Origin of the sequence: Rhodococcus sp. 27YEA6, assembly GCF_044908235.1 — a bacterium.
Classification (GTDB): domain Bacteria; phylum Actinomycetota; class Actinomycetes; order Mycobacteriales; family Mycobacteriaceae; genus Rhodococcus_F; species Rhodococcus_F qingshengii.
Map to the genome: position 1 here is coordinate 286,060 of NZ_JBIYCY010000007.1, position 24,625 is coordinate 310,684.

Sequence of the window (24,625 nt, forward strand, 5' to 3'; positions counted from 1 at the left end):
ATGACTCGATACGTACTCACCCGACTGGGCCAGGCCGCAGTGGTTCTGTGGGCCGCCTTCACCATCTCGTTCGTGATTCTGTTCCTCCTGCCCAGTGATCCCGTCAGCATGGCTGCCGACTCGTCCGGTCAGGGTGTTGCAGTGGATCAGGCTGCGCTCGATCAGCTTCGGGCACGGTACGGCTTGGACCAGTCGGTGTGGGTGCAGTACTGGACGTCGCTGACGAATGCTCTTCGCGGCGATTTCGGTACGTCCATCTCCACCGGTCAGTCGGTGACGGATGCCATCTTCTCGGCGCTGCCGAGCACTCTGGTCTTGGCAACTACCGCTTTGGTTCTGGCCGTGTTGTTCGGAGTGGCGATCGCGTTCTTCGCTACCTACACCCGCAAGCGGTGGCTCGCGAATCTGTTGTTCTCACTGCCGCCGCTGGGTGTGGCGGTGCCTACCTTCTGGGTTGGCCTGATTCTTCTGCAGCTGTTCTCGTTCCGTCTGCACATCTTCCCCGCTTTCGGAGACAAGGGATTCGCAACGGTGATTCTTCCGGCGATCACCTTGGCGATCCCGACCGGCGCGGTGATCGCGCAGGTACTCACGACCAGCCTGCAGTCGACGCTGCGTTCGCCGCACGTGGAGACTGCGTATGCCAAGGGCGCCAGCCGCTGGCGCGTGCAGACCCGTCATGCGTTGCGACTGGCGAGCATTCCGGCATTCACCATCGCCGGTGTACTGGTCGGCACGCTGCTGGCGGGCTCGGTGGTTGTGGAAACGGTGTTCTCTCGCGCGGGCGTCGGCCGTCTGACACAGACGTCGGTGATGGCGCAGGACATCCCGGTGGTGCAGGGAGTCGTTGTGTTCGCCTCTCTCGTGTTCGTGCTCGTCAACCTCGCGGTCGACCTCTTCTACCCCTTGATAGATCCACGGATCATCCAGACGAAGAAGAGTCACACCGAAAAGTCGAATACCGAAAGCTCGACCGATCTGGAGCCGGCTCATGTCTGACACATTGATCGAACCCCTACTCCTCGATCCGACCGTCGAGGCGAAGGCACCTGTTGTTTCGCGCCGAAAGTCCACGGCCATCGGCTGGATCCGAAAGCCCGGCTTGGTGATTCCGGTGTTGATCGTGTTGCTTGCCATCGGCTTTGCCGTCGCACCCGGATTCTTTGCCAGCGGCGATCCGTTGTCCGGTGTCCCGGCGGACAAACTGCAGGGCCCGAGCCTGGCTCACTGGTTCGGAACCGACAATCTCGGTCGTGACCTGTACACACGGTTCGTGCACGGCGCCGCGCTGTCCCTGACCGCAACCTTGGTGGCGGTCGGAATCGCATTGGTGGCGGGATCGATAATCGGTTTGCTCGCGGGCTTTGTCGGTGGCGTCGTCGACGCCGTGCTGATGCGCATCGTCGACGTGCTGCTGTCCATTCCGGCGCTGCTGCTCTCGTTGGCACTGGTGACCGCACTCGGCTTCGGCACCATCAACGTCGCCATTGCTGTCGGCGTCAGTATGGTCGCCAATTTCGCGCGAGTGATGCGTGCCGAAGTGATGCGGGTGCGCGGAGCTCAGTACGTCGAGGCCGCGTTCAGTTCGGGTGTGCAGTGGCTCGGTGTCCTGCGTCGGCACGTGCTTCCCAACTCCTACGCGCCGGTGGTCGCGCTGTCCGCTGTCGAGTTCGGGCAGGCAGTACTGGCGGTGTCGGCTCTGAGCTTCTTGGGATTCGGCGCCGTTCCGCCTACCCCGGAATGGGGATCGCTGGTATCCGAGGGACGTAATTTCCTCGCCAATGCCTGGTGGATGACCACACTTCCCGGTCTCGCGATTGTCGCCGTGGTCATCTCGGCACACCGTATCGGCCACGAGATCGAAAGGAACAACCGGCGATGAGCACGACCGAGGAACAGTTGCTTTCCGTCACCGACTTACAGATCGCCTACGGCGCCGAGCCCGCGGTATCCGGCGTGAGCTTCACCGTCGGTCGGGGCGAAGTAGTTGCGGTGGTCGGGGAATCGGGTTCCGGTAAGTCGACCACGGCCCACGCGATATTGGGTCTGCTCGCCGGCAGTGGCCACGTCACCGGCGGGACCGTCGAGTTCGAGGGTGAACAGATCGACTCGTATTCCGACCGTGCGTGGCAGCGAATCCGCGGCGCGCGTATCGGTTTGGTGCCGCAGGATCCGACGACCTCGCTCAACCCGGTGACGAGGATCGGCGACCAGGTTGCAGAAGTCCTCCGGATCCACGGCCTCGCAGACCGCCGCAAAGCCCGGTTGGACGCCGTCGAGGTGCTCGAGCGCGCGGGTATCGACCGGCCGGAAATCCGAGCACGCCAGTACCCGCACGAGCTCTCCGGCGGTATGCGGCAACGAGTTCTGATCGGTATCGCGCTTGTCGCGAACCCGGCCCTCGTAATCGCCGACGAGCCGACCAGTGCTCTGGACGTCACGGTTCAACGGCGCATTCTCGACCATCTCGACGAGCGGATTGCCGAATCCGGTGCCGCCGTGCTCCTGATCACGCACGACCTGGGTGTGGCCGCAGACCGCGCGGACCGGATCCTGGTGATGCAGGGCGGCAGGATCGTCGAATCCGGCCGCACCGCAGATATTCTGGACAACCCGCGAGACGAGTACACGAAGAAACTTCTGAGCTCTGCGCCGAGCCTGTCCTCGGGACCAGTCGTTCGCCCGGTCCGCCAGGACACCAGCCCGTTGCTGACCCTGACGGGAATCACCAAGCACTTCAACGTCGGACGCGGGAGTTCGATCACCGCGGTGAACGAAGTGTCGCTGACTGTTCCGAGGGGTCAGACGGTGTCGCTGGTGGGGGAGTCGGGCTCCGGCAAGTCGACCACGGCGCGCATCGCCGTGCGGTTGGAGCAGGCGGATGCCGGCACCATCTCCTTCGACGGACACGACATCACGAAGGTCAAGGGCAGCGATCTGCGCGAGCTGCGCCGAAAGATCCAGCTCGTGTACCAGAACCCCTATGCATCACTAGACCCGAAATTGTCCGTCCAGGACATCGTTGCGGAGCCGCTGCGGGCCTTCAAGGTTGGTGGACGCAGCCAGCAGCAGACTCGTGCGGCAGAGTTGCTCGATCAGGTTGCACTTCCCGAGCAGTTTCTGAGCCGCAAACCGGCCGAACTCTCGGGCGGCCAGCGTCAACGGGTGGCGATCGCTCGTGCGCTCGCGTTGAAGCCGGACCTGCTCGTTCTCGACGAACCTGTGTCCGCTCTCGACGTCTCGGTGCAAGCGCAGATTCTGGCGCTACTCGACGAGTTGCAGCGCGAACTGGGCCTGACCTATCTCTTCATCTCCCACGATCTTGCGGTTGTTCGCCAGATCAGCGACGTCGTCGGCGTCATGCAGGCCGGGCGATTGCTCGAAATCGGCACTACCACCGAGATTTTCGACAATCCCCGAAACGAGTACACACGCACACTTCTCGACGCGATCCCCGGGCGGGATCATTCGACACGAAAGGCCGAACATGTCCGAGCGTAGTTCCGGAGCATTCCTGGTCGGCCTCGAATTCGAGGGAACCGGAGCTCATCCGTACTCCTGGCGACGCGAGGATTCGCGCGCCGAAGATCTGTTCACGCCCTCGTACTGGGTGGACCTGGTGACCGCCGCGGATCGGGGTGGGGTGGATCTGGCGTTCCTCCCCGACTCGTTCGGACTGCAATCCGAGGGCCAGCACGCAGTGCGGGGCAGATTGGAGGCGGTTGCAACTGCGGCGCGGCTGAGTGCTGTGACCTCGCGTATCGGCCTGATCCCCACCGCGACAGTCACGCACACCGAGCCGTTCCACATCTCCAAGGCCGTCGCGAGTATCGACTACTCCTCAGCGGGGCGGGCCGGCTGGCAGGTCGCGGTGTCCGACACCGCTGAGCAGGCGTCGTTGTTCGGCCGAAAGGCAGTGCAGGGCCCCGAGTCCGCGTGGGAGGAAGCGTCCGAGGCTGTCGAGGTGGTCAGTCGGCTGTGGGACAGCTGGGAGGACGACGCCGAGATACGGGACGCTGCGAGCGGACGATTCATCGATCGAGACAAGCTGCACTACATCGACTTCGAGGGAAAGAACTTTTCCGTCAAAGGGCCGTCCATCACGCCGCGCTCCCCGCAGGGGCAGCCGCTGATCGCCGTCGACGCGAGCAGGCCGGAGGCACGCGAGCTCGCTGTTGCGCGCGGAGATCTGATTCGGATCTCGGCAACCGACCTCGGCGTGGCCAACGCCACGGCCAAGCTGGTCCAGGCGAATGCCGCTGCCCTCGGGCGCAGCGTCAGGGTTCTCCTCGACGTCGACGTGCTTCTCGGCGCTGATCGCGGAGCCGCCGACGACGCTCTGGCCGAACTCGAGGAATGGGCGGGAGCGCCGTACGCCCCGCACTCGCTGTTCTATCGCGGTGACAGTGCCGGCCTGACTGTCCTCCTTCGCGAGATCGGTGGGCTGGCCGGGGTCGACGGTGTTGTCCTGCGTCCCTTGGCTTTGGCTGCCGCAGTGGAGAAGATCGCGGCGGACGTGGTGCCGAATCTCAATCCGCGACCGACTACCGGCCCGACGCTGCGCGAGCGGTTGGGTTTCGAGTTGCCCGTCAATCAGTTCGCGTAGCGCGAGCAGAGAACAGGAACACCGATGACACAGAACAGGATTCGCAAGCAAGTTCATCTGGGCGCTCACTTCCCCGGCGTGAACAACACCACGGTGTGGACCGATCCGGCGTCCAAGAGCCAGATCGAGTTCAGCTCGTTCGAGCATCTCGCCCGCAGTGCCGAACGCGGATTGTTCGACTTCTTCTTCCTCGCAGAGGGTTTGCGCCTACGCGAGCATCAGGGCAAGATTCACGACCTCGACGTGGTCGGCCGCCCGGACACGTTCAGTATTCTCAACGCGGTTGCCGGTGTGACAACGCATCTCGGCCTGGCCGGGACGATCAACACCACGTTCAACGAGCCGTACGAGTTGGCCAAGCAGTTCTCGACGCTCGATCATCTCTCCGACGGCCGCGCCGCCTGGAACCTGGTCACCTCCTCGGACGCCTTCACCGGCGAGAACTTCCGCCGCGGTGGCTATCTGGAGCATTCCGAGCGGTACGCACGCGCAAACGAGTTGGTCGACGCAGTACGGACGCTGTGGGACAGCTGGAGCATCGATCGTCCGATCGTCGACCGTGAGCGCGGTGTTTTCGCCACCGACCAGCAGGTCGGCCAGTTCCCGCACTCCGGTAAGCAGTTCGACATCGCCGGACGCTTCGAAGTTCCACGGAGTCCGCAGGGGCACCCAGTTCTGTTGCAGGCCGGTGACTCCGACGAAGGACGCGAGTTCGGCGCCGCCAAGGCCGATGCCATCTTCACCGGGCACGGAACGCTCGAAGCAGGCAAGGCGTTCTACGCCGACGTGAAGGGACGCTTGGCCAAGTACGGACGCACGCACGCAGACCTCAAGATTCTCCCCGCCGCCACCTTCGTCCTCGGTGACAACGCCGCGGACGCACAGGAGAAGGCGTATCACATCCGGCGGCAGCAGGTCGGGCCCCAGACTGCCATCGCTTTTCTCGAACAGGTGTGGGGCAGAGATCTTTCCCAGTACGACGCCGACGGCCCGTTGCCGAAGGAAGATCCGTCGGACGACGTCAACATCACCCGTGGACGCGTCCGCCACGTCAAGGATCCACGAGCGGTCGCAGATCAGTGGCGTGCCAAGGCCGAGGCCGAAAACCTCAGCATCCGTGAACTCATCATCGAAGTGACTGCCCGCCAACAGTTCGTGGGTAGCGCCGCCGAGGTCGCTGCCGAGATCGACAGCTACGTCCAGGGCGACGCAAGCGACGGATTCATCCTCGTTCCCCACATCACCCCCGCGGGCCTCGACGAGTTCATCGACACCGTCGTACCGGAACTTCAGGACCGCGGCAGTTTCCGGACCGAGTACTCAGGAACCACCCTGCGCAGCCATCTCGGGCTGCGCCACCCGCACGAGCAGGCTGAAGGAGTCCGCGCATCATGACCGTTACCGACACTTCCACCAGTACCTTCACCGGCGATTGGAATGCCTGGCACGCCTCGCGCGACGCCACCTTCGGCGAACCCCTCGGCTGGCTGAGCCTGACTGCGTTGCATTGGCTGGTGGACACCGATTCCACCTTCGCGGACCTGCCCGGTGCATGGCGCGCCGACGCGAATGCCGTTGTCGTCACCGCGACGCCCGCAGACGACTTATCGATCGACGGCGTCGCCGTGGACGGTTCGGCCACTCTGAATCCGATCGAGGGGGCGCCGGGACTGATCGTCAAGCAGGGCGCACGGTTGGTCGAGGTCATCCGCCGCACCGGCGAGGTGGCTCTGCGGATCCACGATTCGTCGGCCCCGGCATTGGCGCAGTTCAGTGGTATCCCGACCTTCGAGCCGAACCCGCAGTGGCGCATCGAGGGTGTATTCACAGCTTTCGAGGAGGCTCGCACGGTGACGACGGGCGCGGTCGTCGAGCGCCTCGAGCATCATCACGACGCCCTAGGAACCATCAGCTTCGAACACGACGGTGCAACGTATACGCTGATTGCGTTCGCGGGCAAGGACAACGGCTTTCACATCCTGTTCACCGACGCGACCAGTGGTGTGTCCACCTACCCGGCCGCACGCTCGCTGCACGTGAGCGCACCTGAACCCGGTGGCGCGGTAGTCCTCGATTTCAATCGGGCGTCGAACCTGCCCTGCGCGTTCACCGATTACGCGACGTGCCCGGCGGCCCCCGCCGAGAACCGCCTGGCGTTCGCGGTGGAAGCCGGCGAGAAGACACCGGACACCCGCTCCGAAAGCGGACCGAGGTGAGCGCGCCGCTGTCCGTACTCGACCTCTCGCCGATCAGTGAGGGCGGAACGGCCCGCCAGGCTTTGCGGAACTCGCTGGACCTCGCTCGTTCTGCCGAAGCGTGGGGATACAAGCGTTACTGGGTCGCCGAACACCACTTCGTCGGCGTTGCCTCTTCGTCGCCAGCAGTGCTTGTCGGGCTGATCGCGGCCGCCACCAACACCATTCGCGTCGGCTCGGCCGCCGTGCTGCTGGGCAACAACACGGCGGCTCAGGTGGTCGAGGCCTTCGGTACCGTCGAAGCGTTGTATCCGGGTCGTATCGATCTCGGTATCGGGCGCAGCGGACAGCGTCGGGTGGAGGCACTTCGCGCCGTCGCTGCCGGAACGCCTGCGCCGGCAGAATCGAAGCGAGAGAACGTCGTACGCGACGGCGTCGTGATCCCGGCACCCTTCGATCCAACCGGTCTTCTCACGTCACCGCGGTTGCAGGCGTCGTTCGAGGCATTGGCGTTTCCGGGCGCGCAGGCGCCCGATTTCAAGCAGCAGGTCGACGACATACGCTCGCTCCTGAACGGTACCTACAGAACCCGCGACGGCATCGAATTGCACGCCAGTCCCGGCGAGAATGCCGACGTCGAACTGTGGGTGTTCGGAAGCAGTGCGGGCCCCAGTGCCGAGCTCGCCGGACGACTCGGATTGCCGTTCGGTGCGAATTACCATGTGGCGCCCTCGAGTACGCTCGATGCCGTCGAGGCATACCGTGCAGCATTCCGACCGTCGGCAGTTCTGTCGGAGCCGTATGTCGTCGTCTCCGCGGATGTTGTTGCTGCGGAAGACGATGCGACGGCGAGAGGGTTGGCGTCTACGTTCGGGCACTGGACGCACAGCATTCGCAGCGGACACGGCGCCATCCCGTACCCCGATCCCGCGACAGCGCTCCCACTTTCCGACGCCGACAAAGCAGTGGTGGAGGATCGGCTGATCACGCAGTTCGTCGGTTCACCGTCTACCGTCGCCGACAGGCTCGACAGTTTGCAGAAGCTCACCGGAGCGGACGAATTGGTAATCACCGGGGTGACCCATCGGCACGAGGATCGTCTGCGCTCGTACGAGCTGCTTGCCAAGGAATGGGGACTACCCGCACTACTGGCAGCGTGAGTTTGCCTTGGTCCATTAGTGTCGAGTGATGTTTTCACCTCGAGATGCCCTTGCGGTTGCTCTTGACGTAGCGCGTGAGGGCATGGAGCTCGGGGAGATGCCGATCGGCGCAGTCGTGTTCGACGACGACCGTGTGCTCGGGCGGGCGTATACGCAAGAACGGGCACTCGGCCGACGGGTAGTCCATGCGGACCTTCAAGCGCTCTTGCAGGCCGACGAGGCTCTCGGATTCACTCGAGCGTCCGGTGAATTGACATTGGCGGTCAATCTCGAACCATGTCTCATGTGTATGGGTGCCGCGATCACGCTCGGCGTGACCCGGGTGTGGTTCGCTGAATACGCCACCGGCACTGGCCCCGCCGGGATGCGGGACTGGGCGCGCAGTCTCACCTGACGCCATGGCTTGTAAGGAGGGCCGTGAGGCTCACGCCCCGATAGCGCCCGCGATCATCGGCCACGACGCGCGCATGTCGGCTTCGAAGAGCCCCCAGGTGTGGGTGCCTTCGGGTCGGAAGCTGAACGTCGCGGGAATGCCGAGCTGACCGAATCGCCCCTGCAGGGCAGCGGTGCACATGTTGGTGATGCCTTCGAGGACCGCGCCGGGAACGACGCCGGCGGCCATCGCCAGCGAGTTGATTCCGTCCACCGGGCCGGGGAGGCCGTTGCCGGTCGAGATGAACAGCGCTGTGCCACGCAGTTTCTCGGCGTTGATCAACGGGTCGTGCGCCGCCCACTGCGGGCTACCCCACGGCCCCCACATGTTGGCCGCGTTGCCGCCGCCGAGTATCTCGACCATCGAGCGCACCGCTGCCTGGCCGAGCGGGTCGCCGGCGCGCGGACAGCCGCTGTACGAGCCGACTGCGCGGTAGGTGCCCGGCGACTGGATCGCGAGGTCCAGAACCGGTCCGCCTGCCATCGACACACCGCCGAGTGCGTTGACACCGGTCGTGTTGTACCGAGCGTTGACCGCCGCCGGTAGTTCCTTGGTGAGGTACGTCTGCCACTTGTTACGGCCCAGCACCGGATCGTCGGCGTTCCAGTCGGTGTACATGCTGAACTTGCCGCCGACCGGCATGACCACGTTGACGTGTTTGTCGTCGAAGAAGTCACGAACTCCGGTGTTGTTGAACCACGAGATCCCGTCCTCGCCGCCGCCGACACCGGTCAACAGATAGAAGGTCGGGGCCGGGCCTCCTCCGGCCGGCGAAATCACGTCGTTGGCGATCCAGCGGTCCATCGAGGGGGAGTAGACGTCGATGCGACTGACCACGGAATCCGCGCTCGCGGTCGGCGCGCTGAGGCCGAGAAAGCCGGCGGCCATGGCCACCGCCATCGTCAGCCGAACCGTGAAACGACGTGTCTTCATATTTCCCCCCAGGCGCAAGCCGGACAGCGTATTTGTGCCTTCCAACAGTGGCACAATGCGAAGAGGAGTGACGAATGTCCGGGTAACAGTCGTATAAGAAGATGGAGACAATTGCGTGGGATCGCAGTCGCACCACCCCGAATCCGACGTGATTCGGCTGGCCTTCGGGCTGGCCGCGATCACGGCTGGTGCGGCGCGCAGAACCGCTGGTCTCGCACTTGATTCCGTGCAGCGGATCCCTGTCGTCGGTGACGCACTCGACGGCGCGATCACCCAGGTCACCACTCGCGGCACGGAAGCGATGCACTCGACCGTGGAGTTCGCCGACTCGACCTTGCGGACGGTGATCAAAGCTGTCGTCGACGCTGCTCTGTCCGAAGTCGACATCACCAAGATCGTCGTCGACCACGTGGACATCGACAAGATCGCCGAGAACATCGACGTGGACAAGATTGCCGAACGGGTCTCGCTCGAACCGATCATCGACCGGGTCGACGTGGACGAGATCGCAAGCCGCCTCGACGTCAAAGCGGTGATCGATCGCCTCGATCTCGACGGGATAGTCGACACGGTCGACCTCGAACGCCAGGTCAACCGCATCGACCTCGTCAAGATCGCCGACCAGGTCATCGAGGGCGTCGACCTGCCCCAGATGATTCGTGAATCGACCGGTTCACTCTCCACGGAAGCCGTGCACGGAGCTCGAGTGCAGGGCATGCAGGCGGACGACGCTGTCGCCGGCTTCGTCGGGCGACTCTTCGGCCGCGACAGCGCACCGTCATCAGATAAACCTTCACCAGAAAAACCGTCGACAGAGACCGATCCGAAGACGAACGCAGGCGAACGCTAGTGGCCCAGGAGAGTTCCGGCCCAGCCGGCATCGTCACCCGTGGACTCGCCGGACTGATCGACCTGGGCGTCGTCCTGCTCCTGATGGGTTCCGTGTACGTGGGCTTCGCCTTCGTCCGACTGCTCTTCTCGCCACAGAGTTTCACTTTCTCGGAACCGGGAATCTTCCTGTCCACGACGGCATTTCTCGGTGTCTCGGTGGCGTATCTGACCGCCTGCTGGGCGACCACCGGTCGGACCGTCGGGTCCCTCGTGATGGGGCTGCGGGTGATCACGTCCGGGCATCGCCTCGTGCGCTGGCCGTTGGCCTTCATCCGTGCGGTGCTCTGCGTGCTCTTCGCCTTCGGATTGCTGTGGTCGGCGGTCGATCGACGACGACGTTCGTTGCAGGACATCGTTCTGCGCACCGAGGTCGTCTACGACTGGCGTCAGGACCCGGATCTGGTGGCACCGCACGGAGGTGAGCACGCATGAGTGAACCGAACCGCCCGGACGAGCGCTTCACCCTTGCCAGCGAGCGCACCTTCCTCGCCTGGATGCGTAGCTCACTCGCCCTGCTGGCCGGAGGCATCGCCGTCGTCCAATTGGTACCGGAATGGAGTACCGGGTGGGTTCGCACGACTCTCGGTCTGACCCTGATCGCACTCGCGGCGGCAGCCGCACTGGTAGGTATGCGACGCTGGCTACAGGTGAAGAAGGCGCTCGAGGACGGAGCGGCGATGCCGGAACCGCACGCATTGTGGCTGTTTGCACTGGCACTGGCCGGGGTTGCCGTCGCAGCCGGCGTGGCAACGGTGGTCACCAGCCTCGCTCGCTGAGATACGCAGAGAAGTCCCAGCGGTGTCTGGATAGTCTGCAAAGAACGTGAAGCATGTCAGAGAAGTAAACGAAACAGACGACAAGGGAGTGCACGGTGGCGCAGGAACTCAAGCTCGGATACAAGGCATCGGCTGAGCAATTCGGCCCTCGCGAACTGGTAGAGCTGGCAGTTCTGGCAGAGCAGCACGGCATGGATTCCGTTGCGGTGAGCGATCATTTCCAGCCGTGGCGCCACAACGGTGGCCACGCACCGTTCTCGCTCGCCTGGATGACCGCCGTCGGTGAGCGCACCGAGCGCGTGCAGATCGGCACGTCCGTGATGACGCCGACGTTCCGCTACAACCCGGCAGTCATCGCTCAGGCGTTCGCGACGATGGGATGTCTCTACCCGGGACGCATCATGCTCGGCGTCGGCAGCGGTGAGGCTCTCAACGAGATCGCCACCGGCTTCCAGGGCGAGTGGCCCGAGTTCAAGGAACGCTTCGCGCGGCTGCGTGAGTCCGTGCGGTTGATGCGTGAGCTGTGGCTGGGCGATCGTGTCGACTTCGAAGGCGAGTACTTCACCACTCGTGGCGCGTCGATCTACGACGTTCCCGAGGGTGGCATTCCCGTGTACATCGCGGCCGGCGGACCCGTTGTCGCCCGGTACGCGGGACGTGCCGGTGACGGCTTCATCTGCACCTCCGGAAAGGGCATGGAGCTCTACACCGAGAAGCTGCTTCCAGCCGTTGCCGAGGGCGCAGCCAAGGCCGAGCGCGACGTCGCCGACATCGACAAGATGATCGAGATCAAGATCAGCTACGACACCGATCCGGAGGCTGCACTCGAGAACACCCGCTTCTGGGCTCCGCTGTCCCTGACGCCGGAGCAGAAGCACAGCATCGAGGATCCGATCGAAATGGAAGCCGCTGCCGACGCTCTGCCCATCGAGCAGGTGGCCAAGCGCTGGATCGTCGCTTCCGATCCGGACGACGCCGTCGAGCAGGTCAAGGCCTACGTCGATGCCGGTCTCAATCACCTGGTGTTCCACGCACCGGGCCATGATCAGCGCCGGTTCCTCGAACTGTTCGAGCGTGACCTCGCGCCTCGCTTGCGTGCTCTGGGCTGATCCTCGAGATCAACTGAACGGTGTCTGCCACTCGACGTGTGGCAGGCACCGTTCGTCTTTCTCGTAGCCGCCGGTTGTCGGCACGAGCGTGAGCGTGACCACGATCAGTGGCAAGGTGGGCGGCGGCCCACACTAGGCTGTTGGGCATGCCAGAAGCGCCCGCTGCCGTGTCGAGTGTCTACGTTGCCTCTCCTGAAGGTGACACCGGAAAATCCACCATCGCGCTTGGCGTGCTGCAGATGCTGTGCGCGACCGTCGCCCGGGTCGGTGTCTTCCGCCCGATCGCCCGCTCTACCGAGGAAACCGACTACATCCTCGAACTGCTGCTCGAGCACACCACCGCCGATCTCTCCTACGCCGACGCACTCGGCGTCACCTACGAGCAGGTTCACGCCGATCCTGAAGCCGCGCTGGCCGACATCGTCGCGAAGTACCACACCGTGGCCGAGCAGTGCGACGCCGTCGTCATCATCGGAAGTGACTACACCGACGTAGCAAGCCCGAGCGAGCTGAGCTTCAACGCCCGCATCGCCGTGAACCTCGGCGCGCCGGTTCTGCTGGCGGTACGCGGCGCTCGGCGCAGTGTCGAGGAGGTCGCCCAGCTCGCGCATCTATGCGCCGCCGAGTTGGCCGCCAACCACGCTCATCTGCTCGCCGTCGTCGCCAATCGTTGCGATCCCGACAAGCTCGACGAGGTCACCGCAGCGCTGTCCGACATCGGTGTTCCGACGTGGAGCCTGCCGGAGATTCCGTTGCTCGTCTCACCCACGATGGCCGAGTTGATGGAAGCCACCGGCGGCGAGTTGTACTCGGGTGACCCGGAACTGCTGCACCGCGAAGCGCTCAAGGTGATGGTGGGCGGCATGACCGCCGAGCACATCCTCGAGCGTCTGGTCGAGGGAATGGTCGTCATCGCACCGGGCGATCGCTCGGACGTACTGCTCGCGTTGCTCAATGCACATGAGGCGGAAGGATTTCCGTCGCTCGCGGGCATCATCATGAACGGCGGAATCACACCGCACCCAGCCATCGCAGCGTTGATGGCCGGCCTCAAACAGCGTCTTCCGATCCTGACGACAACCCTCGGTACCTTCGACACCGCAAGCGCTGCAGCCCAAACCCGCGGACGCGTGGCAGTCGGTTCGCAGCGCAAGGTCGACACCGCGTTGAGCTTGATGGAACAGCGCGTCGACGCCGACGTCCTGATGGACCGACTGGCACTGCCGATTCCGTCGGTCGTGACCCCACAGATGTTCGAGTACAAGCTCATCGACCGCGCTCGACGCGATCGCAAGCACATCGTCCTCCCGGAGGGTGACGACGACCGGATCCTGCGCGCGGCCGGCCGGCTGCTGCAGCGCCAGGTTGCCGACCTGACGATCCTCGGTGACGAACCCAGTGTGCGTCGACGCGCCGCGGAACTCGGCGTCGACATCAGTGGCGCGCAGGTACTCGCACCCGCGCAGTCCGAGTACACCGAGCGCTTCGCACAGGAATACACCGCGCTGCGTGCTCACAAGGGCATGACCATCGAGCGGGCCCGCGAGGTGATCGCCGACATCTCGTACTTCGGAACGATGATGGTGCACTTGGGAATTGCCGACGGCATGGTGTCCGGCGCTGCACACACCACCGCTCACACGATTCGACCCTCGTTCGAGATCATCAAGACCGCCCCCGGTGTCTCGACGGTCTCGAGCATCTTCCTGATGTGCCTGGCCGACCGCGTTCTCTCCTACGGTGACTGCGCCGTGGTTCCGGACCCGACGTCGGAGCAGTTGGCGGACATCGCGATCTCGTCCGCACAGACGGCGTCGCAGTTCGGGATCGATCCGCGCATCGCGATGCTCTCGTACTCCACCGGGGATTCGGGCAGCGGAGCCGACGTCGACAAGGTTCGCACCGCGACCGCTTTGGTGCGCGAGCGTCGACCGGATCTGTTGGTGGAAGGGCCCATTCAGTACGACGCCGCCGTCGAGCAGAGTGTCGCCGACAAGAAGATGCCGGATTCGCTGGTGGCGGGCAAAGCAACGGTGTTCGTGTTCCCGGACCTGAACACCGGCAACAACACGTACAAGGCAGTGCAGCGTAGCGCCGGTGCTATCGCCGTCGGGCCGGTTCTGCAGGGACTGAACAAGCCGGTCAACGACCTCTCGCGTGGAGCGTTGGTCCAGGACATCGTCAACACCGTGGCTATCACGGCAATACAGGCACAGGGAGCGCAAGCGTGAGCGACGGCACCGTACTGGTCATCAATTCCGGCTCGTCATCCATCAAATTTCAACTCGTGCATCCGGATACGGCGGAATCGGTGGCGCACGGTCTCATCGAGCGCATCGGTGAGCCCGACGGCCACATCGTCTACAACCACCGCACCGGAGTCGAAGACCGGAGCCTTCCGATCGCCGATCACCGCGCAGGTCTGAAGATGGTGCTCGACATCGTCGCCGAGGTCGGGCGGCCGCTGAGTGAGGCCGGAATCATCGCAGTCGGTCACCGAGTCGTGCACGGTGGTGACATCTTCTATTCGCCGACTCTCATCGACGACGGCGTCGTGAAAGCCATCGCGGATTTGTCGAACCTTGCGCCGCTGCACAATCCGGCCAACGTGATCGGTATCGAGGTGGCGCGCGAAGAACTGCCAGACGTTCCGCACGTCGCAGTGTTCGACACCGCCTTCTTTCACACACTGCCCGCGGCGGCGTCGACCTACGCGATCGATCGGGATGTGGCCAAGGCCAACCAGATTCGTCGATACGGCTTCCACGGGACCTCACACGAATACGTGTCTGGACGGGTCGCGGAGTTCCTCGGCAAGGATCCGGCCGAGCTGAATCAGATAGTCCTGCACCTCGGAAACGGCGCTTCGGCCTCGGCAATCAAGGGCGGCAAGGCCATCGACACCACGATGGGCCTCACCCCGCTCGAGGGTCTTGTCATGGGCACCCGCAGCGGCGACATCGACCCAGGCATCATCTTGCACCTCAATCGCAACTCGGGAATGAAGGTCGACGAGATCGACGACCTCCTCAACCGGCGCTCCGGTTTGAAGGGACTGTCGGGAGTCAACGATTTCCGTGCCCTGCTCGCACTGATCGAGGGCGGCGACCAAGACGCACAACTTGCGTACGACGTTTACGTGCACATGCTCCGTAAGTACATCGGTGCCTTCATCGTTCAACTCGGTGGCGTCGACGTCATCACCTTCACCGGTGGCGTCGGGGAGAACAACATCGACGTACGACGCGACAGCCTGGCCGGGCTTTCCCGTCTCGGTATCGAGGTCGATCCGGCTCTCAACGAGGCGAAGAGTCGCGACGAGCGTCGTATCTCCGCATCCTCGTCGGCCGTCGAGGTGCTGGTGGTCCCCACCAACGAGGAGTTGGCGATCGCCCGCGCGGCGAAGGCTTTGGTGGCCGCACTGTAGGTTTCTGCAGCACTGTAAGCCTCGGGGAGTCCGTCAGAAATTGCTGCGCGGACGCACCGCATTCGCCCGGTCCACGAGGGCGTAGCGGTGCGTGCGGGAGGTCGTGGCGCGAGCGAGGGCGCGAAGGCAGGCTTCGGCTCCGGTGCGCAGACCTTGCTCGGTGAAGGGCAGGTCGAGGATGGGTTCGAGTTCGGTGTGCGAGCGATTGCCGTAGCGAATCCAATCGAGTGCCGTGCCCAACACCAGGGTTCGCATCTGCAGGCTTCGGCTCTCTTCAGCAGGTAGCGCCCGAACACGACGGGCGGCTTCCCGCAGAGTCGATTCGTCGAGTTCGGCGATCGGAACGCCGGACAGCATCGTCAGAGCGCTGGACATCCGTGCGACGTTGTAGTGCCGGGAAGACGTGGGTACTTCGTCGAGGGCGGCGATGGCTGCCTTCTTGTTGCCGTGATCGGCGAGTTGTCGGGCGAGCCCGAATGCTGCGCTCACGTAGTTCCGTTCGGTCCGCCAGACGGTGCGGTAGTACTTCTCGGAGAAGCGGCACCATTGGTCCGGGTCGTCGCTCTCCCAGTGCTGGAGAATCAGTTCTGCCGTCGCTGCCAACGCCAGCTTGGGGGCAGCCTCGCCGGGCAGTGCGGTGAGAACTGCCTCGAAGTGACTGAAAGCGGGCTCGAATCGGTCCAGTTGTAACGCCGCAAGTCCTCGATACCACTCGATCTTCCAGTGGTCCCCGATGTTCTGCTGGAGTTCGCCCAGAACTGTCAGTGCGGTTTCCGGATCACCGAGATCGAGATGAGCCTTGGCCTCGGCCAGTCGAACTTCGCCCGAGACGGCGGCCGCGGGTGTGCCCGACGTTCGGTCGATTCCGTTCTCGCGGGCATGCTTGAGAGCATCGAGAGTCTGAGACGGTTCGCTGTGCACCGCCGCTGCCAGCAACGGCGCGCTGGGATCGGTGGGGTCGACCAACGGAATGGGAAGTGCGTGCGCAACTTCGCGCGGATCGAGAGCGGCGTCGTGGCTGATACCGTCGACGTACACATCGGTTTGCCCGACCAATTCATCGGTGCCGAAAGACGTTCGCTGCCTGCTGAACACGAGCGAGAGTCCGGGATTCTCCTGCCCGGTCTGCTCGGCGAGGATTTCTCGCAGAACGCCGGTGAGTTGTCCCGCGATTTCCTCGGCGGACTGGAATCGCTTCTTCGGATCCGGGTCGGTAGCGCGTAGCAGGAGACGGTGAAAGAACTCGTGGTCGCGCAGTAGTGGCTCGTCCTCGGGTTCGGGAAGGCCGTTGAGGTACCGTCCGTGCTTCGAAGGCATGTCGAGGGTGAGAACCGCGAGTGTTCTTCCGACGGTGAAGATGTCGGAGGCGATGGTCGGACCGGTCTCGATGATCTCGGGTGCTTGATAGCCGGCGGTACCGTACAGGTACCCGTAGTCTTCGATTCCGGACACGGCGCCGAGATCGATCAGCTTCAACTGATCCTCGGTGACCATCACGTTCTCGGGTTTGAGGTCGTTGTAGGCCAGGCCGGTGGAATGCAGATAGCTCAGCGCCGGAAGGATTTCCAGTACATAGCCGATTGCCTGCTCGATCGGCATGTGCTTGCCGTCCGGGAATTCGGCCAGCACCTCGCGCAATGATCGCCCACCCACGTACTCCATGACGATGTACCCCATGGGTGTGCCGTCCGGGCGCGGATGCTCGACGAAGTTGAAGATCTTGACGATGCTGGGGTTGGCGACCTCGGCGAGGAACTGACGCTCGGCCACCGCAACGGCTTGCGCTTCGGAATCACCGAAATGCAAGAGCCCCTTGAGAACTACCCACCTGTCGCTGACATTGCGATCGATCGCGAGGTAGATCCATCCCAGGCCGCCGTGCGCGATGGGCCCTTGAACCTCGTACTGACCGGACACCAATTCGCCCTCTTCGAGAAGTGGGCGGAAGTCGAAAGTGGAACCGCACTTGGGGCAGGTGCCGTGCTGAGTTGCCTTGGTGCTTGCGCTCTTACGACCGACTGGTTCGTTGCATTTCCAACAGAAGCGTTTCCGCTCGGGGACGGTCGGGTCACTCATCACCGCAGATGCGGGGTCGATCTGCGGGACGGGGGGAACCTCGACCAGGCCGCCGCCGAGACGTAGCTTTCGCCCCGACCGGCTGCGGCGGGATCGAGTGGAGCGGCCGGTCGGGGAGGAGGATGCGGAGGGCGTGGTACCCCGTATCCGCGCTGAAGTCGGCTCGAGACGCTCGTAGGCGCCGGTGGCTTCGGGCTCGGGCCGCTCGTAGGCGCCGGTGGCTTCGGGTTCGGGACGCATGGAAGCCTGCGTGGCGTCGGGCTCGGGGCCGGTTTCTTCGGTCATGTCAGCCTCAATCCCGGTAGACGGCCGGCGGGGGACCGGGCGAAGGACCGAGGACGCTGAGCCAGCGGTCGTAGATACGGTTCCAGGTCCCGTCGCTCCGGATCCGATCCAGTGTTCCGTTGACGAATCGGACCAAGTCGGGGTTGTCCTTGTTCACTCCGATTCCGTACGGTTCGACGCCCAGTGAGCCACCGACCATCATCAGATACGGGTCTTGCGAGGCGAGGCCCGCGAGGATCGTGTCGTCGGTGCTGATCGCGTCCACCTGCCCCTGCTGGAGGACGACGAGGCAGTCGGACCACATCGGGACGGTGACGACGGTGGCTTCGGGTTGGAGTTGCTGGATTCGAGTCGCCGAGGTCGTTCCCCGGGCAGCGCAGACCCGCTTGCCTGCGAGGTCGTCGATGCCGCGGACGGATGACCCCTGCAAGACCTGAATTCGTTGTTCAGCGGAGAAGTACTGCGTCGAGAAGTCGACCTTCTCGCGCCGCTCGCACGTGATGGTCATGGTCTTGACGACCACGTCGACCATCGATTCCTGGAGTGCGGCGATCCGATCGTCCGACGTCAGGATTCGGTACTCGATCTTCTCCGGGTCACCGAGCAGATCTCGGGCGATTTCGCGGGCGATGTCCACGTCGAAACCCTCGAGGCGCCCGGTGGCCGGATCGCGAAAGCTCATTAGGTTGGAACCGGTGTCCAGGCCCACGATCAGCCGCCCGCGGGCGCGGATGGCGTCGAGGCTCGGCGTGGGTGGCTGCGGAGATGCGTCTGCGGGGGTGGGCCGCAGGCTCGCGGTGAGGTTGGTGCACGACGCGGTAGTCGTCGGTGTCGGGCTGGGAGCGATGGTGGCCTCGGCCGGCAGCGGCGGTTCCGTGTACGACGTGGCGCCTGCGTTGTCCAAGTCTTCGGCTCGATCCGCACCGCAACCGGCGAGCATCAGCATGGCCGCTGCCAGAACCGCGACACATACGGCCGGGCTCTTCCTCCGCATCACCGGTACTCCCGTCACTGATACTCCCGCAGTCGAGGCCAGAATCCGATGAAGATTCCGGCAACTCCGAGAACTGCCAATACAGACATGCCCGGTGCAGAGGCAGCCAACACCCGGGAGGCGTACGAGACGTCGGACCGAAGATTCGTGCGCGAATCCACGATTCCCTGCCAGAGTTCGTGATCGAGCTTTCCGTACTCCGCGGCCGAATCCTGTTCTCCGGCGCCGATGGTGATGGCTGCGGCGGACGTGAAGTCGCCGTTTCCGAGACGGTCGTACATGCGCGTGTGCGCAGCCACCCACTGCTGGCGCGAGTCGAGTGCGGCGGTCAGCACTTCGCTGTTCACTCGGGCGCGTTCGTCGCTTTGCAGGCCCTCGAGGATGTCCCGCAGAGCATCGACCTTGCGGGTGAACGTCACGTTGTCCTCGGCGGTCGAATCCCGCCTCGCCAGCGTGAGGGTTTCCACGGTGCGTGCTTGCTGCGCCATGATTCGTGCCTCGGTCAGTTCGTGCAGTGGCTCGGCCCCGGCGTCGAGCGCGCGCCCGGTGGCCAGTGCGGAGACCAGTCCGACCGTGAGCAGCCACAGCAGAGCTGCAGCGACCGCCAGCGAGGCAAGGATCAACCCGAGATTGAAACGTCGGCGACTCTTGCGGGAGAAGTACATCTGTGTCGCCACCAGCGCGCACAGCACGAAGACGAACGCCACGATCGGCCACCACGGTGGAGTCTCGAAATCGCGCTGTACTTGGGAGACCAGCGTCTCCTGCGAGGCGTGCAGTTGCTGGGCCATCGGCAGCAGCGAGGTCTGCATCAACTGCGAGGCCTCGCTCAAATATGCTGCCCCGACCGGGTTTCCGACGCGATTGTTCGCCCGTGCAGTTTCGACCAGCCCGGTGTAGACGGAGAGGTCGGTCGAGATGGTGGTCAACGCGCTGTGACCGGCAAGATCGGTCGAGTCGAGACCGGCCGACGCCTGGACGATCTCCGCAGAGGCCTCACCGATCGACTGCGTGTATCGGTCGCGGACTTCGGCGGGTTCGAGGCCGCCGGAGATGAAGGCGGTGGCCGCGGCGGCGTCTGCCAAGGACAACGCACTGTAGAGATTCTGGGCCGAGTTGGCGAGAGGCTCGGTTTCGACGAGGAGGAGGTCGAGGTTCGCCTGGCGGTTCTCGATCGCTGCGGTGGCGAGGAGTCCGGCGATCAAAGTGATCGCGATCAGGATCAGTCCGACGACGGTCAACCGGCCAGGCGTCGAGGACATGAAGGCCTGCAGTTCGCGCCGCAGAAGTGCCTGCTCGTCCTCCGCCGACACTGATGTGGCCTCGGAGGGCGGCAGCGACCGGGGTTCGATGGACGGGACGACACGGTCGACCATCGAGCACCTCACTTCGCTGTAGGCGGGCTACCGAGAAATGATGCCGCCGAGAAATGATTCAGGGCATCTTCGCGAGCATATAAGCATCACCTACACCTGGAGCAGATTGAAACGGTTAGTGTGGGACAACGGCGAGAGCAGGCGGAGCGAGGTAGTCGATGCGTGGTGACGGTGACGGTTGGTCCATCGGATCGGACGGTACTCGGCATTGGGGTAAACACGGAGCCGCAGGACTGCTTCTGCGTGCCCCCGATTCGGACGGATCACCCATGGTCTTGCTGCAGCATCGTGCGGCGTGGAGCCATCAGGGCGGAACGTGGGCACTGCCCGGCGGAGCGCGGGACTCACACGAGAGCACGACGCACGCTGCCGTCCGGGAAGCACACGAAGAAGCAGGTATCGCCGAGGACGCCGTCCGTGTCCGCGGGGAAGTAGTGACGATGCGCGCCGAGAGCGGGTGGACTTACACCACCGTCGTGGCTGACGCGGCGCATCCACTGTCGACGGTTGCCAATGGTGAGAGCACCGAGTTGCGGTGGGTACGCGAAGCCGACGTCGACTCACTGCCGCTGCATCCGGGCTTCGGTTCCTCATGGCCCGACCTCCGGACCGAGCCTGTTGTGGCCGTGGACGGCGATCCGCACACCGTCGTGCTCGAGGACGGCGGATTCGGATGGTTGTCGGGTAGTTCCCACCAAGGCAGTTCCCACCAAGGCAGTGAGCAGTCAGGCAGTGACCAGAACCTGTCCGAGGCGTCGAGTACGCAGTCGTAGCACTCGAGTCTTCACAGTTCATACACAGCAGAAGGGCCGGACTCCTCGGGAGTCCGGCCCTTCGGTGTTTCGGTCGTCGACCGAAACGAGGCTCAGCTGAGCGAGTTCAGCGCCGTGATGAAGCTGACCGCGGTGATACCGAGCTTGAGCAGCTCGCTGATCTTGCCGAGGTTCAGGTCTTCGAGCGATTCGGTGCTGAGCGAGCCGGTGTCGAGGGATCCCATTTAGTGCTCCTAGGTTCAGTTAGTAACTGGAGGTAAACTACAACAAACCGAATGGGATGTGACACGCAATCGAAGCAACTGTGAGCAAGATCACTTAATCCGACTTTTCGGACATCCAATCGCACCTAGGAACTGGGAGTTTGTTGTCTGATCGGACAACTTCCGTTCACAATTCGAGTCAGGCGTGCTGACCCGTAACTGTGCGGAAATCGCCCGGCAAACACTTGACGAACGCCAGTTACCGGCTTTCAGCGCCCAGCGACGGCTGCGGCGAGGCGTTGCGCGGCCGCCTGGGGATCCGATGCTTGCGTGATTGCACGCACGACGACGATGCGCGTGGCGCCGGCATCGAGCAGCTCTGGCAGACGTTCCTCGTCGATGCCGCCGATCGCGAACCAGGGCCGCGGCGGTGCGGCGTCGGCGGTCGATCGAACCAGTTCCAAACCGGACGCACTTCGATTCGGTTTGGTCGGTGTCGCCCAGACCGGCCCGGTACAGAAGTAGTCGACGCCCTCTTCGATGGCGGCCAGACTCGCCTGCGCGCGACTGCTCGTCGAACGGCCGATGACTACGTCTTCACCGACAACGGTTCGCGCGTAGGGGACGGGAATGTCGTTCTGGCCGAGGTGGAGGATGTCGGCGCCGGAAGCCATCGCGAGATCCGCGCGATCGTTGACGGCCAACAATGCGCCGTGGCGTCGCGCTGCGGTCGCGAGAATGCCCAGCGCCACCAGTTCGTCCTTGGCCTCGAGCGGGCCGAACTCGCGCTCACCGGCAGAGCCTTTGTCACGCAATTGGATGATGTCGACTCCGCCGGACAATGCTGCCTCGGCGAACTGCGCGAGGTCGCCTTTCTCGCGGCGCGCGTCGGTGCACAGGTACAGCCGTGCTGCTGCCAGGCGCTCGCGCCGGTCGATGTCGTTACTGGGATGTGTGGGGTGCACGGAGCAAACGGTAGCCTCTAGGGAGCAAGGTTCGACACGGGAGTCCTGAAACGTCGTCGTCACTTTTTGTCGTGACTGCGAGGTTCGTAGGGCTGAGAGGGGATCGCGACCAGATCCCGACCGTCAGACCTGACCCGGATCATGCCGGCGCAGGAAGTGGAGGTGGAGTTTCGTGAGTACACACGCTCGTACGGTGTCGGTTGTCGGCGGCGGTGTCATCGGTCTCGCTATCGCGTGGCGAGCAGCCCGCGACGGGTGGGCCGTTCGGTTGTACGACCCGTCCATTGGATCAGGTGCTTCGTGGGTGGCGGGCGGAATGCTTGCCCCGCTTTCCGAAGGCTGGCCGGGTGAAGAAACCGCGTTGACAATCGGTGCAGCGTCCCTGGAACGGTGGCCGACGTTCGGTGAGGAACTCGGAAAATTCGGGCAATCGGTCTTCACCGCGGACAGCTCGCTGACGGTTGCACTCGACGCTGCCGACGCGCAGGACCTGCAGACCATCGCCGAGTGGGTGAGCTCGCAGGGGCACGAACTCGAAGTTCTCGGTCGCGCGCGCATCCGTGAACTCGAACCGATGCTGGGCCGGGGCATCCGGTCGGGGTTGATGGCTGTTGGTGAGTCCGCCGTCGACAACAGACTTCTGCTGGCGGCGTTGCAGAAGGCCTGTGCGGAATCCGGCGTCGAATTGATCGCGCGGGCCGTCGACGACCTCGCCGAACTCGATACCGATCAGATAGTGCTCACCGCCGGTATCGCGTCACCCAAGCTGTGGCCCGGGCTACCGGTACGCCCGGTCAAGGGCGAAATCCTTCGCTTGCGCAGTAGGCCTGGAGTCACCCCGGCGCCCAGCCGCACCATCCGCGGAAGCGTCCACGGGCGGCCCGCCTACCTCGTCCCGCGCGGTGACGGAATCGTCGTCGGCGCAACACAATACGAGTCTGGTGAGGACACACAGGTCACGATGGCCGGAGTACGGGACCTGATCAACGACGCCGAGGCACTGATGCCGGCGATCGGCGAATACGAACTGTACGAGTGCGCGGCAGGTCTGCGTCCCATGACGCCGGACAACCTGCCGTTGATCGGGCGCGTGTCCGATCGTGTTGTCGTCTCCACCGGGCACGGCCGCAACGGAGTCCTGCTGACGCCCGTCACCGCCGATGCGACGGTCGCGTTGCTGAACGGCACATCTTTGGTCGAGGTAAAAGGAACCGAACCCGAGCGGTTCGCAGTAGCTAAGGAAAATTCATGAGTGAGCAGGTCCCGATCGGGATCACCGTCAACGGCGAAGATCTCGAGTTCGATCGAGCAGTCACGGTGACCGAACTTCTGACGCACCTCGAGTTTCCGAGCAAAGGCATCGCCGTCGCCGTCGACGGTGCGCTCTTTCCTCGCGGGCGTTGGGACGAATCCGTCGGACGTGGTTGGGAAATCGAGATCCTCACGGCGGTGCAGGGTGGCTGAGCAGGACCTTCTCACTATCGCGGGCCGCAGTTTCGGTTCCCGGCTCATCACGGGGACAGGCGGCGCCGCCAACCTTGCGGTCCTCGAGGAAGCGCTTGTCGCCTCCGGTACCGAACTGACCACCGTCGCGATGCGGCGAGTCGACGCGGCCGGCGGCACCGGCGTTCTGGACCTGCTTCGTCGCCTCGGAATCGAACCGTTGCCGAACACCGCCGGGTGTCGGGGCGCCGCCGAAGCGGTCCTGACGGCGCAGTTGGCACGCGAAGCGCTCGAGACGAACTGGGTCAAACTCGAAGTCATCGCCGACGAGCGGACTCTGCTGCCCGACGCAATCGAACTCGTCTCCGCCGCAGAACAATTGGTGGACGACGGATTCACCGTCCTGCCGTACACGACGGACGATCCGGTGCTGGCGCTTCGCCTCGAAGAGGTCGGCTGCGCGGCAGTCATGCCGCTAGGTTCACCCATCGGGACAGGGCTGGGTATCGCGAATCCGCACAATATCGAGATGATCGTCGAGCGCGCCGGCGTGCCCGTCATCCTCGACGCCGGAATCGGAACGGCCAGCGACGCCACCCTTGCCATGGAGTTGGGCTGCGACGCCGTCCTACTTGCGACAGCGGTGACGCGGGCCAAGAATCCCGCGTTGATGGCGTCGGCGATGCGGCACGCAGTGGTAGCAGGTTTCGAAGCGCGTCACGCCGGCCGGATTCCCAAGCGGTTCTGGGCCCAAGCATCGTCCTGACGGACCATTTCCGGGTGTTTTCTCAGGGTTATGCCCAGATTGTCCGGCTTCGTGTCCTACCTGAGTACCACTCGGAACTAGACCTGTGGCCGATGTGCTGGTCATTGCCGGTAGGGCAAAGTTCTCCTCATGATTGAACTGAGGGGATTGACCAAGGTTTACGGACCGACGAAAGCGGTGGACGATTTGTCGTTCACGGTCAAGCCGGGCATCG

General features: G+C 64.0%; 24 protein-coding genes and 1 riboswitch. Of the genes, 18 read left to right on the forward strand and 6 right to left on the reverse strand.

What is annotated here, in order from left to right; all coding sequences use genetic code 11:
* Genes ABH939_RS20235 through ABH939_RS20270 form a run of 8 tightly spaced genes read left to right on the forward strand, consistent with a single transcriptional unit; the run spans position 1 to position 8,355 of the window.
* A complete protein-coding gene (locus tag ABH939_RS20235; protein ID WP_003944382.1) occupies positions 1-999 on the forward strand; it encodes an ABC transporter permease in 999 nt (332 codons plus the stop codon).
* Positions 992-1,882 carry an ABC transporter permease gene (locus ABH939_RS20240; RefSeq protein ID WP_042925872.1) on the forward strand — a complete coding sequence of 297 codons (891 nt, stop codon included), beginning with the start codon at positions 992-994 and terminating at the stop codon, positions 1,880-1,882. The genes ABH939_RS20235 and ABH939_RS20240 overlap by 8 nt, the downstream gene beginning before the upstream one ends.
* Entirely contained in the window at positions 1,879-3,501 is a 1,623-nt protein-coding gene (locus ABH939_RS20245; protein WP_007726839.1) for an ABC transporter ATP-binding protein, read from the forward strand. The genes ABH939_RS20240 and ABH939_RS20245 overlap by 4 nt, the downstream gene beginning before the upstream one ends.
* On the forward strand, positions 3,488-4,606 hold the full coding sequence (locus tag ABH939_RS20250; protein WP_404650021.1) for an LLM class flavin-dependent oxidoreductase: 1,119 nt from the start codon (positions 3,488-3,490) through the stop codon (positions 4,604-4,606). The genes ABH939_RS20245 and ABH939_RS20250 overlap by 14 nt, the downstream gene beginning before the upstream one ends.
* Before the next feature lie 24 nt (positions 4,607-4,630).
* The gene (locus ABH939_RS20255; RefSeq protein WP_404650022.1) at positions 4,631-6,001 is read left to right on the forward strand and encodes an NtaA/DmoA family FMN-dependent monooxygenase; all 1,371 of its coding nucleotides are present in this window, start codon (positions 4,631-4,633) and stop codon (positions 5,999-6,001) included.
* Positions 5,998-6,822, forward strand: a complete 825-nt coding sequence (locus ABH939_RS20260) for a DUF1684 domain-containing protein (protein WP_404650024.1) — start codon at positions 5,998-6,000, stop codon at positions 6,820-6,822. Before ABH939_RS20255 ends, ABH939_RS20260 begins: the two co-directional genes overlap by 4 nt.
* Positions 6,819-7,961, forward strand: a complete 1,143-nt coding sequence (locus tag ABH939_RS20265; RefSeq protein ID WP_404650025.1) for an LLM class flavin-dependent oxidoreductase — start codon at positions 6,819-6,821, stop codon at positions 7,959-7,961. Before ABH939_RS20260 ends, ABH939_RS20265 begins: the two co-directional genes overlap by 4 nt.
* 28 nt (positions 7,962-7,989) lie before the next feature.
* Positions 7,990-8,355 (forward strand): nucleoside deaminase, encoded by a 366-nt coding sequence (locus tag ABH939_RS20270; RefSeq protein WP_075832552.1) that lies wholly within the window; start codon positions 7,990-7,992, stop codon positions 8,353-8,355.
* Positions 8,356-8,385: 30 nt separating this feature from the next.
* On the opposite strand, the gene ABH939_RS20275 is transcribed toward ABH939_RS20270, so the two are convergent.
* Positions 8,386-9,327 (reverse strand): alpha/beta hydrolase family protein, encoded by a 942-nt coding sequence (locus tag ABH939_RS20275; protein ID WP_003944347.1) that lies wholly within the window; start codon positions 9,325-9,327, stop codon positions 8,386-8,388.
* 115 nt (positions 9,328-9,442) lie between these two features.
* Here ABH939_RS20275 and ABH939_RS20280 point away from each other — a divergent pair, with 115 nt between their 5' ends.
* The 6 genes from ABH939_RS20280 to ABH939_RS20305 all read left to right on the forward strand — a co-directional run bounded on the left by ABH939_RS20280 (position 9,443) and on the right by ABH939_RS20305 (position 15,530).
* Positions 9,443-10,177 carry a hypothetical protein gene (locus ABH939_RS20280; RefSeq protein ID WP_054827564.1) on the forward strand — a complete coding sequence of 245 codons (735 nt, stop codon included), beginning with the start codon at positions 9,443-9,445 and terminating at the stop codon, positions 10,175-10,177.
* Complete coding sequence (locus tag ABH939_RS20285; RefSeq protein WP_003944375.1) at positions 10,177-10,650, forward strand: RDD family protein; 474 nt, start codon at positions 10,177-10,179, stop codon at positions 10,648-10,650. Before ABH939_RS20280 ends, ABH939_RS20285 begins: the two co-directional genes overlap by 1 nt.
* Entirely contained in the window at positions 10,647-10,994 is a 348-nt protein-coding gene (locus ABH939_RS20290) for a YidH family protein (protein WP_003944317.1), read from the forward strand. Before ABH939_RS20285 ends, ABH939_RS20290 begins: the two co-directional genes overlap by 4 nt.
* Positions 10,995-11,089: 95 nt before the next feature.
* Complete coding sequence (fgd, locus tag ABH939_RS20295) at positions 11,090-12,103, forward strand: glucose-6-phosphate dehydrogenase (coenzyme-F420) (protein WP_003944371.1); 1,014 nt, start codon at positions 11,090-11,092, stop codon at positions 12,101-12,103.
* 146 nt (positions 12,104-12,249) lie between these two features.
* On the forward strand, positions 12,250-14,334 hold the full coding sequence (gene pta, locus ABH939_RS20300; protein WP_042452123.1) for a phosphate acetyltransferase: 2,085 nt from the start codon (positions 12,250-12,252) through the stop codon (positions 14,332-14,334).
* Positions 14,331-15,530: an acetate kinase gene (locus tag ABH939_RS20305; protein ID WP_007726849.1), complete on the forward strand. Its 1,200-nt coding sequence runs from the start codon at positions 14,331-14,333 to the stop codon at positions 15,528-15,530. Before pta ends, ABH939_RS20305 begins: the two co-directional genes overlap by 4 nt.
* Positions 15,531-15,563: 33 nt before the next feature.
* Here the strand turns inward: ABH939_RS20305 and ABH939_RS20310 are convergent, their stop codons facing one another.
* From ABH939_RS20310 to ABH939_RS20320, 3 genes are read right to left on the reverse strand one after another with little or no spacing between them, the layout of a single operon-like run.
* A complete protein-coding gene (locus ABH939_RS20310; protein ID WP_404650026.1) occupies positions 15,564-17,891 on the reverse strand; it encodes a tetratricopeptide repeat protein in 2,328 nt (775 codons plus the stop codon).
* A gap of 7 nt (positions 17,892-17,898) precedes the next feature.
* A complete protein-coding gene (locus ABH939_RS20315) occupies positions 17,899-18,885 on the reverse strand; it encodes a glutamate ABC transporter substrate-binding protein (RefSeq protein ID WP_042925914.1) in 987 nt (328 codons plus the stop codon).
* 14 nt (positions 18,886-18,899) lie between these two features.
* Positions 18,900-20,261 (reverse strand): hypothetical protein, encoded by a 1,362-nt coding sequence (locus ABH939_RS20320; RefSeq protein ID WP_042452116.1) that lies wholly within the window; start codon positions 20,259-20,261, stop codon positions 18,900-18,902.
* 158 nt (positions 20,262-20,419) lie between these two features.
* Between ABH939_RS20320 and ABH939_RS20325 the strand changes: the two genes are divergently transcribed.
* On the forward strand, positions 20,420-21,034 hold the full coding sequence (locus ABH939_RS20325; protein ID WP_063314811.1) for an NUDIX hydrolase: 615 nt from the start codon (positions 20,420-20,422) through the stop codon (positions 21,032-21,034).
* A gap of 92 nt (positions 21,035-21,126) precedes the next feature.
* Here the strand turns inward: ABH939_RS20325 and ABH939_RS20330 are convergent, their stop codons facing one another.
* Positions 21,127-21,258, reverse strand: coding sequence for a hypothetical protein (locus ABH939_RS20330; RefSeq protein ID WP_003944354.1), 132 nt, complete (start codon positions 21,256-21,258; stop codon positions 21,127-21,129).
* A gap of 248 nt (positions 21,259-21,506) precedes the next feature.
* Positions 21,507-22,202, reverse strand: coding sequence for a thiamine phosphate synthase (thiE, locus tag ABH939_RS20335; protein WP_003944422.1), 696 nt, complete (start codon positions 22,200-22,202; stop codon positions 21,507-21,509).
* A gap of 26 nt (positions 22,203-22,228) precedes the next feature.
* Positions 22,229-22,375: riboswitch (TPP riboswitch) on the forward strand.
* Between thiE and thiO the strand changes: the two genes are divergently transcribed.
* The 3 genes from thiO to ABH939_RS20350 all read left to right on the forward strand — a co-directional run bounded on the left by thiO (position 22,375) and on the right by ABH939_RS20350 (position 24,411).
* Positions 22,375-23,454: a glycine oxidase ThiO gene (thiO, locus tag ABH939_RS20340; protein ID WP_003944311.1), complete on the forward strand. Its 1,080-nt coding sequence runs from the start codon at positions 22,375-22,377 to the stop codon at positions 23,452-23,454. It overlaps the preceding riboswitch by 1 nt.
* A complete protein-coding gene (gene thiS / locus ABH939_RS20345; protein ID WP_404650028.1) occupies positions 23,451-23,666 on the forward strand; it encodes a sulfur carrier protein ThiS in 216 nt (71 codons plus the stop codon). The genes thiO and thiS overlap by 4 nt, the downstream gene beginning before the upstream one ends.
* A complete protein-coding gene (locus tag ABH939_RS20350) occupies positions 23,659-24,411 on the forward strand; it encodes a thiazole synthase (RefSeq protein ID WP_007726857.1) in 753 nt (250 codons plus the stop codon). Before thiS ends, ABH939_RS20350 begins: the two co-directional genes overlap by 8 nt.
* Positions 24,412-24,625 lie beyond the last annotated feature (214 nt).

Excerpts from the sequence above, each read along its gene's own strand:
- ABH939_RS20255 (WP_404650022.1), top strand. The coding sequence starts at position 4,631 with ATGACACAGAACAGGATTCGCAAGCAAGTTCATCTGGGCGCTCACTTC.
- ABH939_RS20330 (WP_003944354.1), bottom strand. The coding sequence starts at position 21,258 with ATGGGATCCCTCGACACCGGCTCGCTCAGCACCGAATCGCTCGAAGAC.
- pta (WP_042452123.1), top strand. The coding sequence starts at position 12,250 with ATGCCAGAAGCGCCCGCTGCCGTGTCGAGTGTCTACGTTGCCTCTCCT.
- ABH939_RS20260 (WP_404650024.1), top strand. The coding sequence starts at position 5,998 with ATGACCGTTACCGACACTTCCACCAGTACCTTCACCGGCGATTGGAAT.
- ABH939_RS20235 (WP_003944382.1), top strand. The coding sequence starts at position 1 with ATGACTCGATACGTACTCACCCGACTGGGCCAGGCCGCAGTGGTTCTG.
- ABH939_RS20275 (WP_003944347.1), bottom strand. The coding sequence starts at position 9,327 with ATGAAGACACGTCGTTTCACGGTTCGGCTGACGATGGCGGTGGCCATG.
- ABH939_RS20310 (WP_404650026.1), bottom strand. The coding sequence starts at position 17,891 with ATGACCGAAGAAACCGGCCCCGAGCCCGACGCCACGCAGGCTTCCATG.
- ABH939_RS20325 (WP_063314811.1), top strand. The coding sequence starts at position 20,420 with ATGCGTGGTGACGGTGACGGTTGGTCCATCGGATCGGACGGTACTCGG.
- ABH939_RS20315 (WP_042925914.1), bottom strand. The coding sequence starts at position 18,885 with ATGCGGAGGAAGAGCCCGGCCGTATGTGTCGCGGTTCTGGCAGCGGCC.
- ABH939_RS20250 (WP_404650021.1), top strand. The coding sequence starts at position 3,488 with ATGTCCGAGCGTAGTTCCGGAGCATTCCTGGTCGGCCTCGAATTCGAG.
- ABH939_RS20240 (WP_042925872.1), top strand. The coding sequence starts at position 992 with ATGTCTGACACATTGATCGAACCCCTACTCCTCGATCCGACCGTCGAG.
- thiS (WP_404650028.1), top strand. The coding sequence starts at position 23,451 with ATGAGTGAGCAGGTCCCGATCGGGATCACCGTCAACGGCGAAGATCTC.
- ABH939_RS20290 (WP_003944317.1), top strand. The coding sequence starts at position 10,647 with ATGAGTGAACCGAACCGCCCGGACGAGCGCTTCACCCTTGCCAGCGAG.
- ABH939_RS20320 (WP_042452116.1), bottom strand. The coding sequence starts at position 20,261 with ATGGTCGACCGTGTCGTCCCGTCCATCGAACCCCGGTCGCTGCCGCCC.
- ABH939_RS20270 (WP_075832552.1), top strand. The coding sequence starts at position 7,990 with ATGTTTTCACCTCGAGATGCCCTTGCGGTTGCTCTTGACGTAGCGCGT.
- ABH939_RS20245 (WP_007726839.1), top strand. The coding sequence starts at position 1,879 with ATGAGCACGACCGAGGAACAGTTGCTTTCCGTCACCGACTTACAGATC.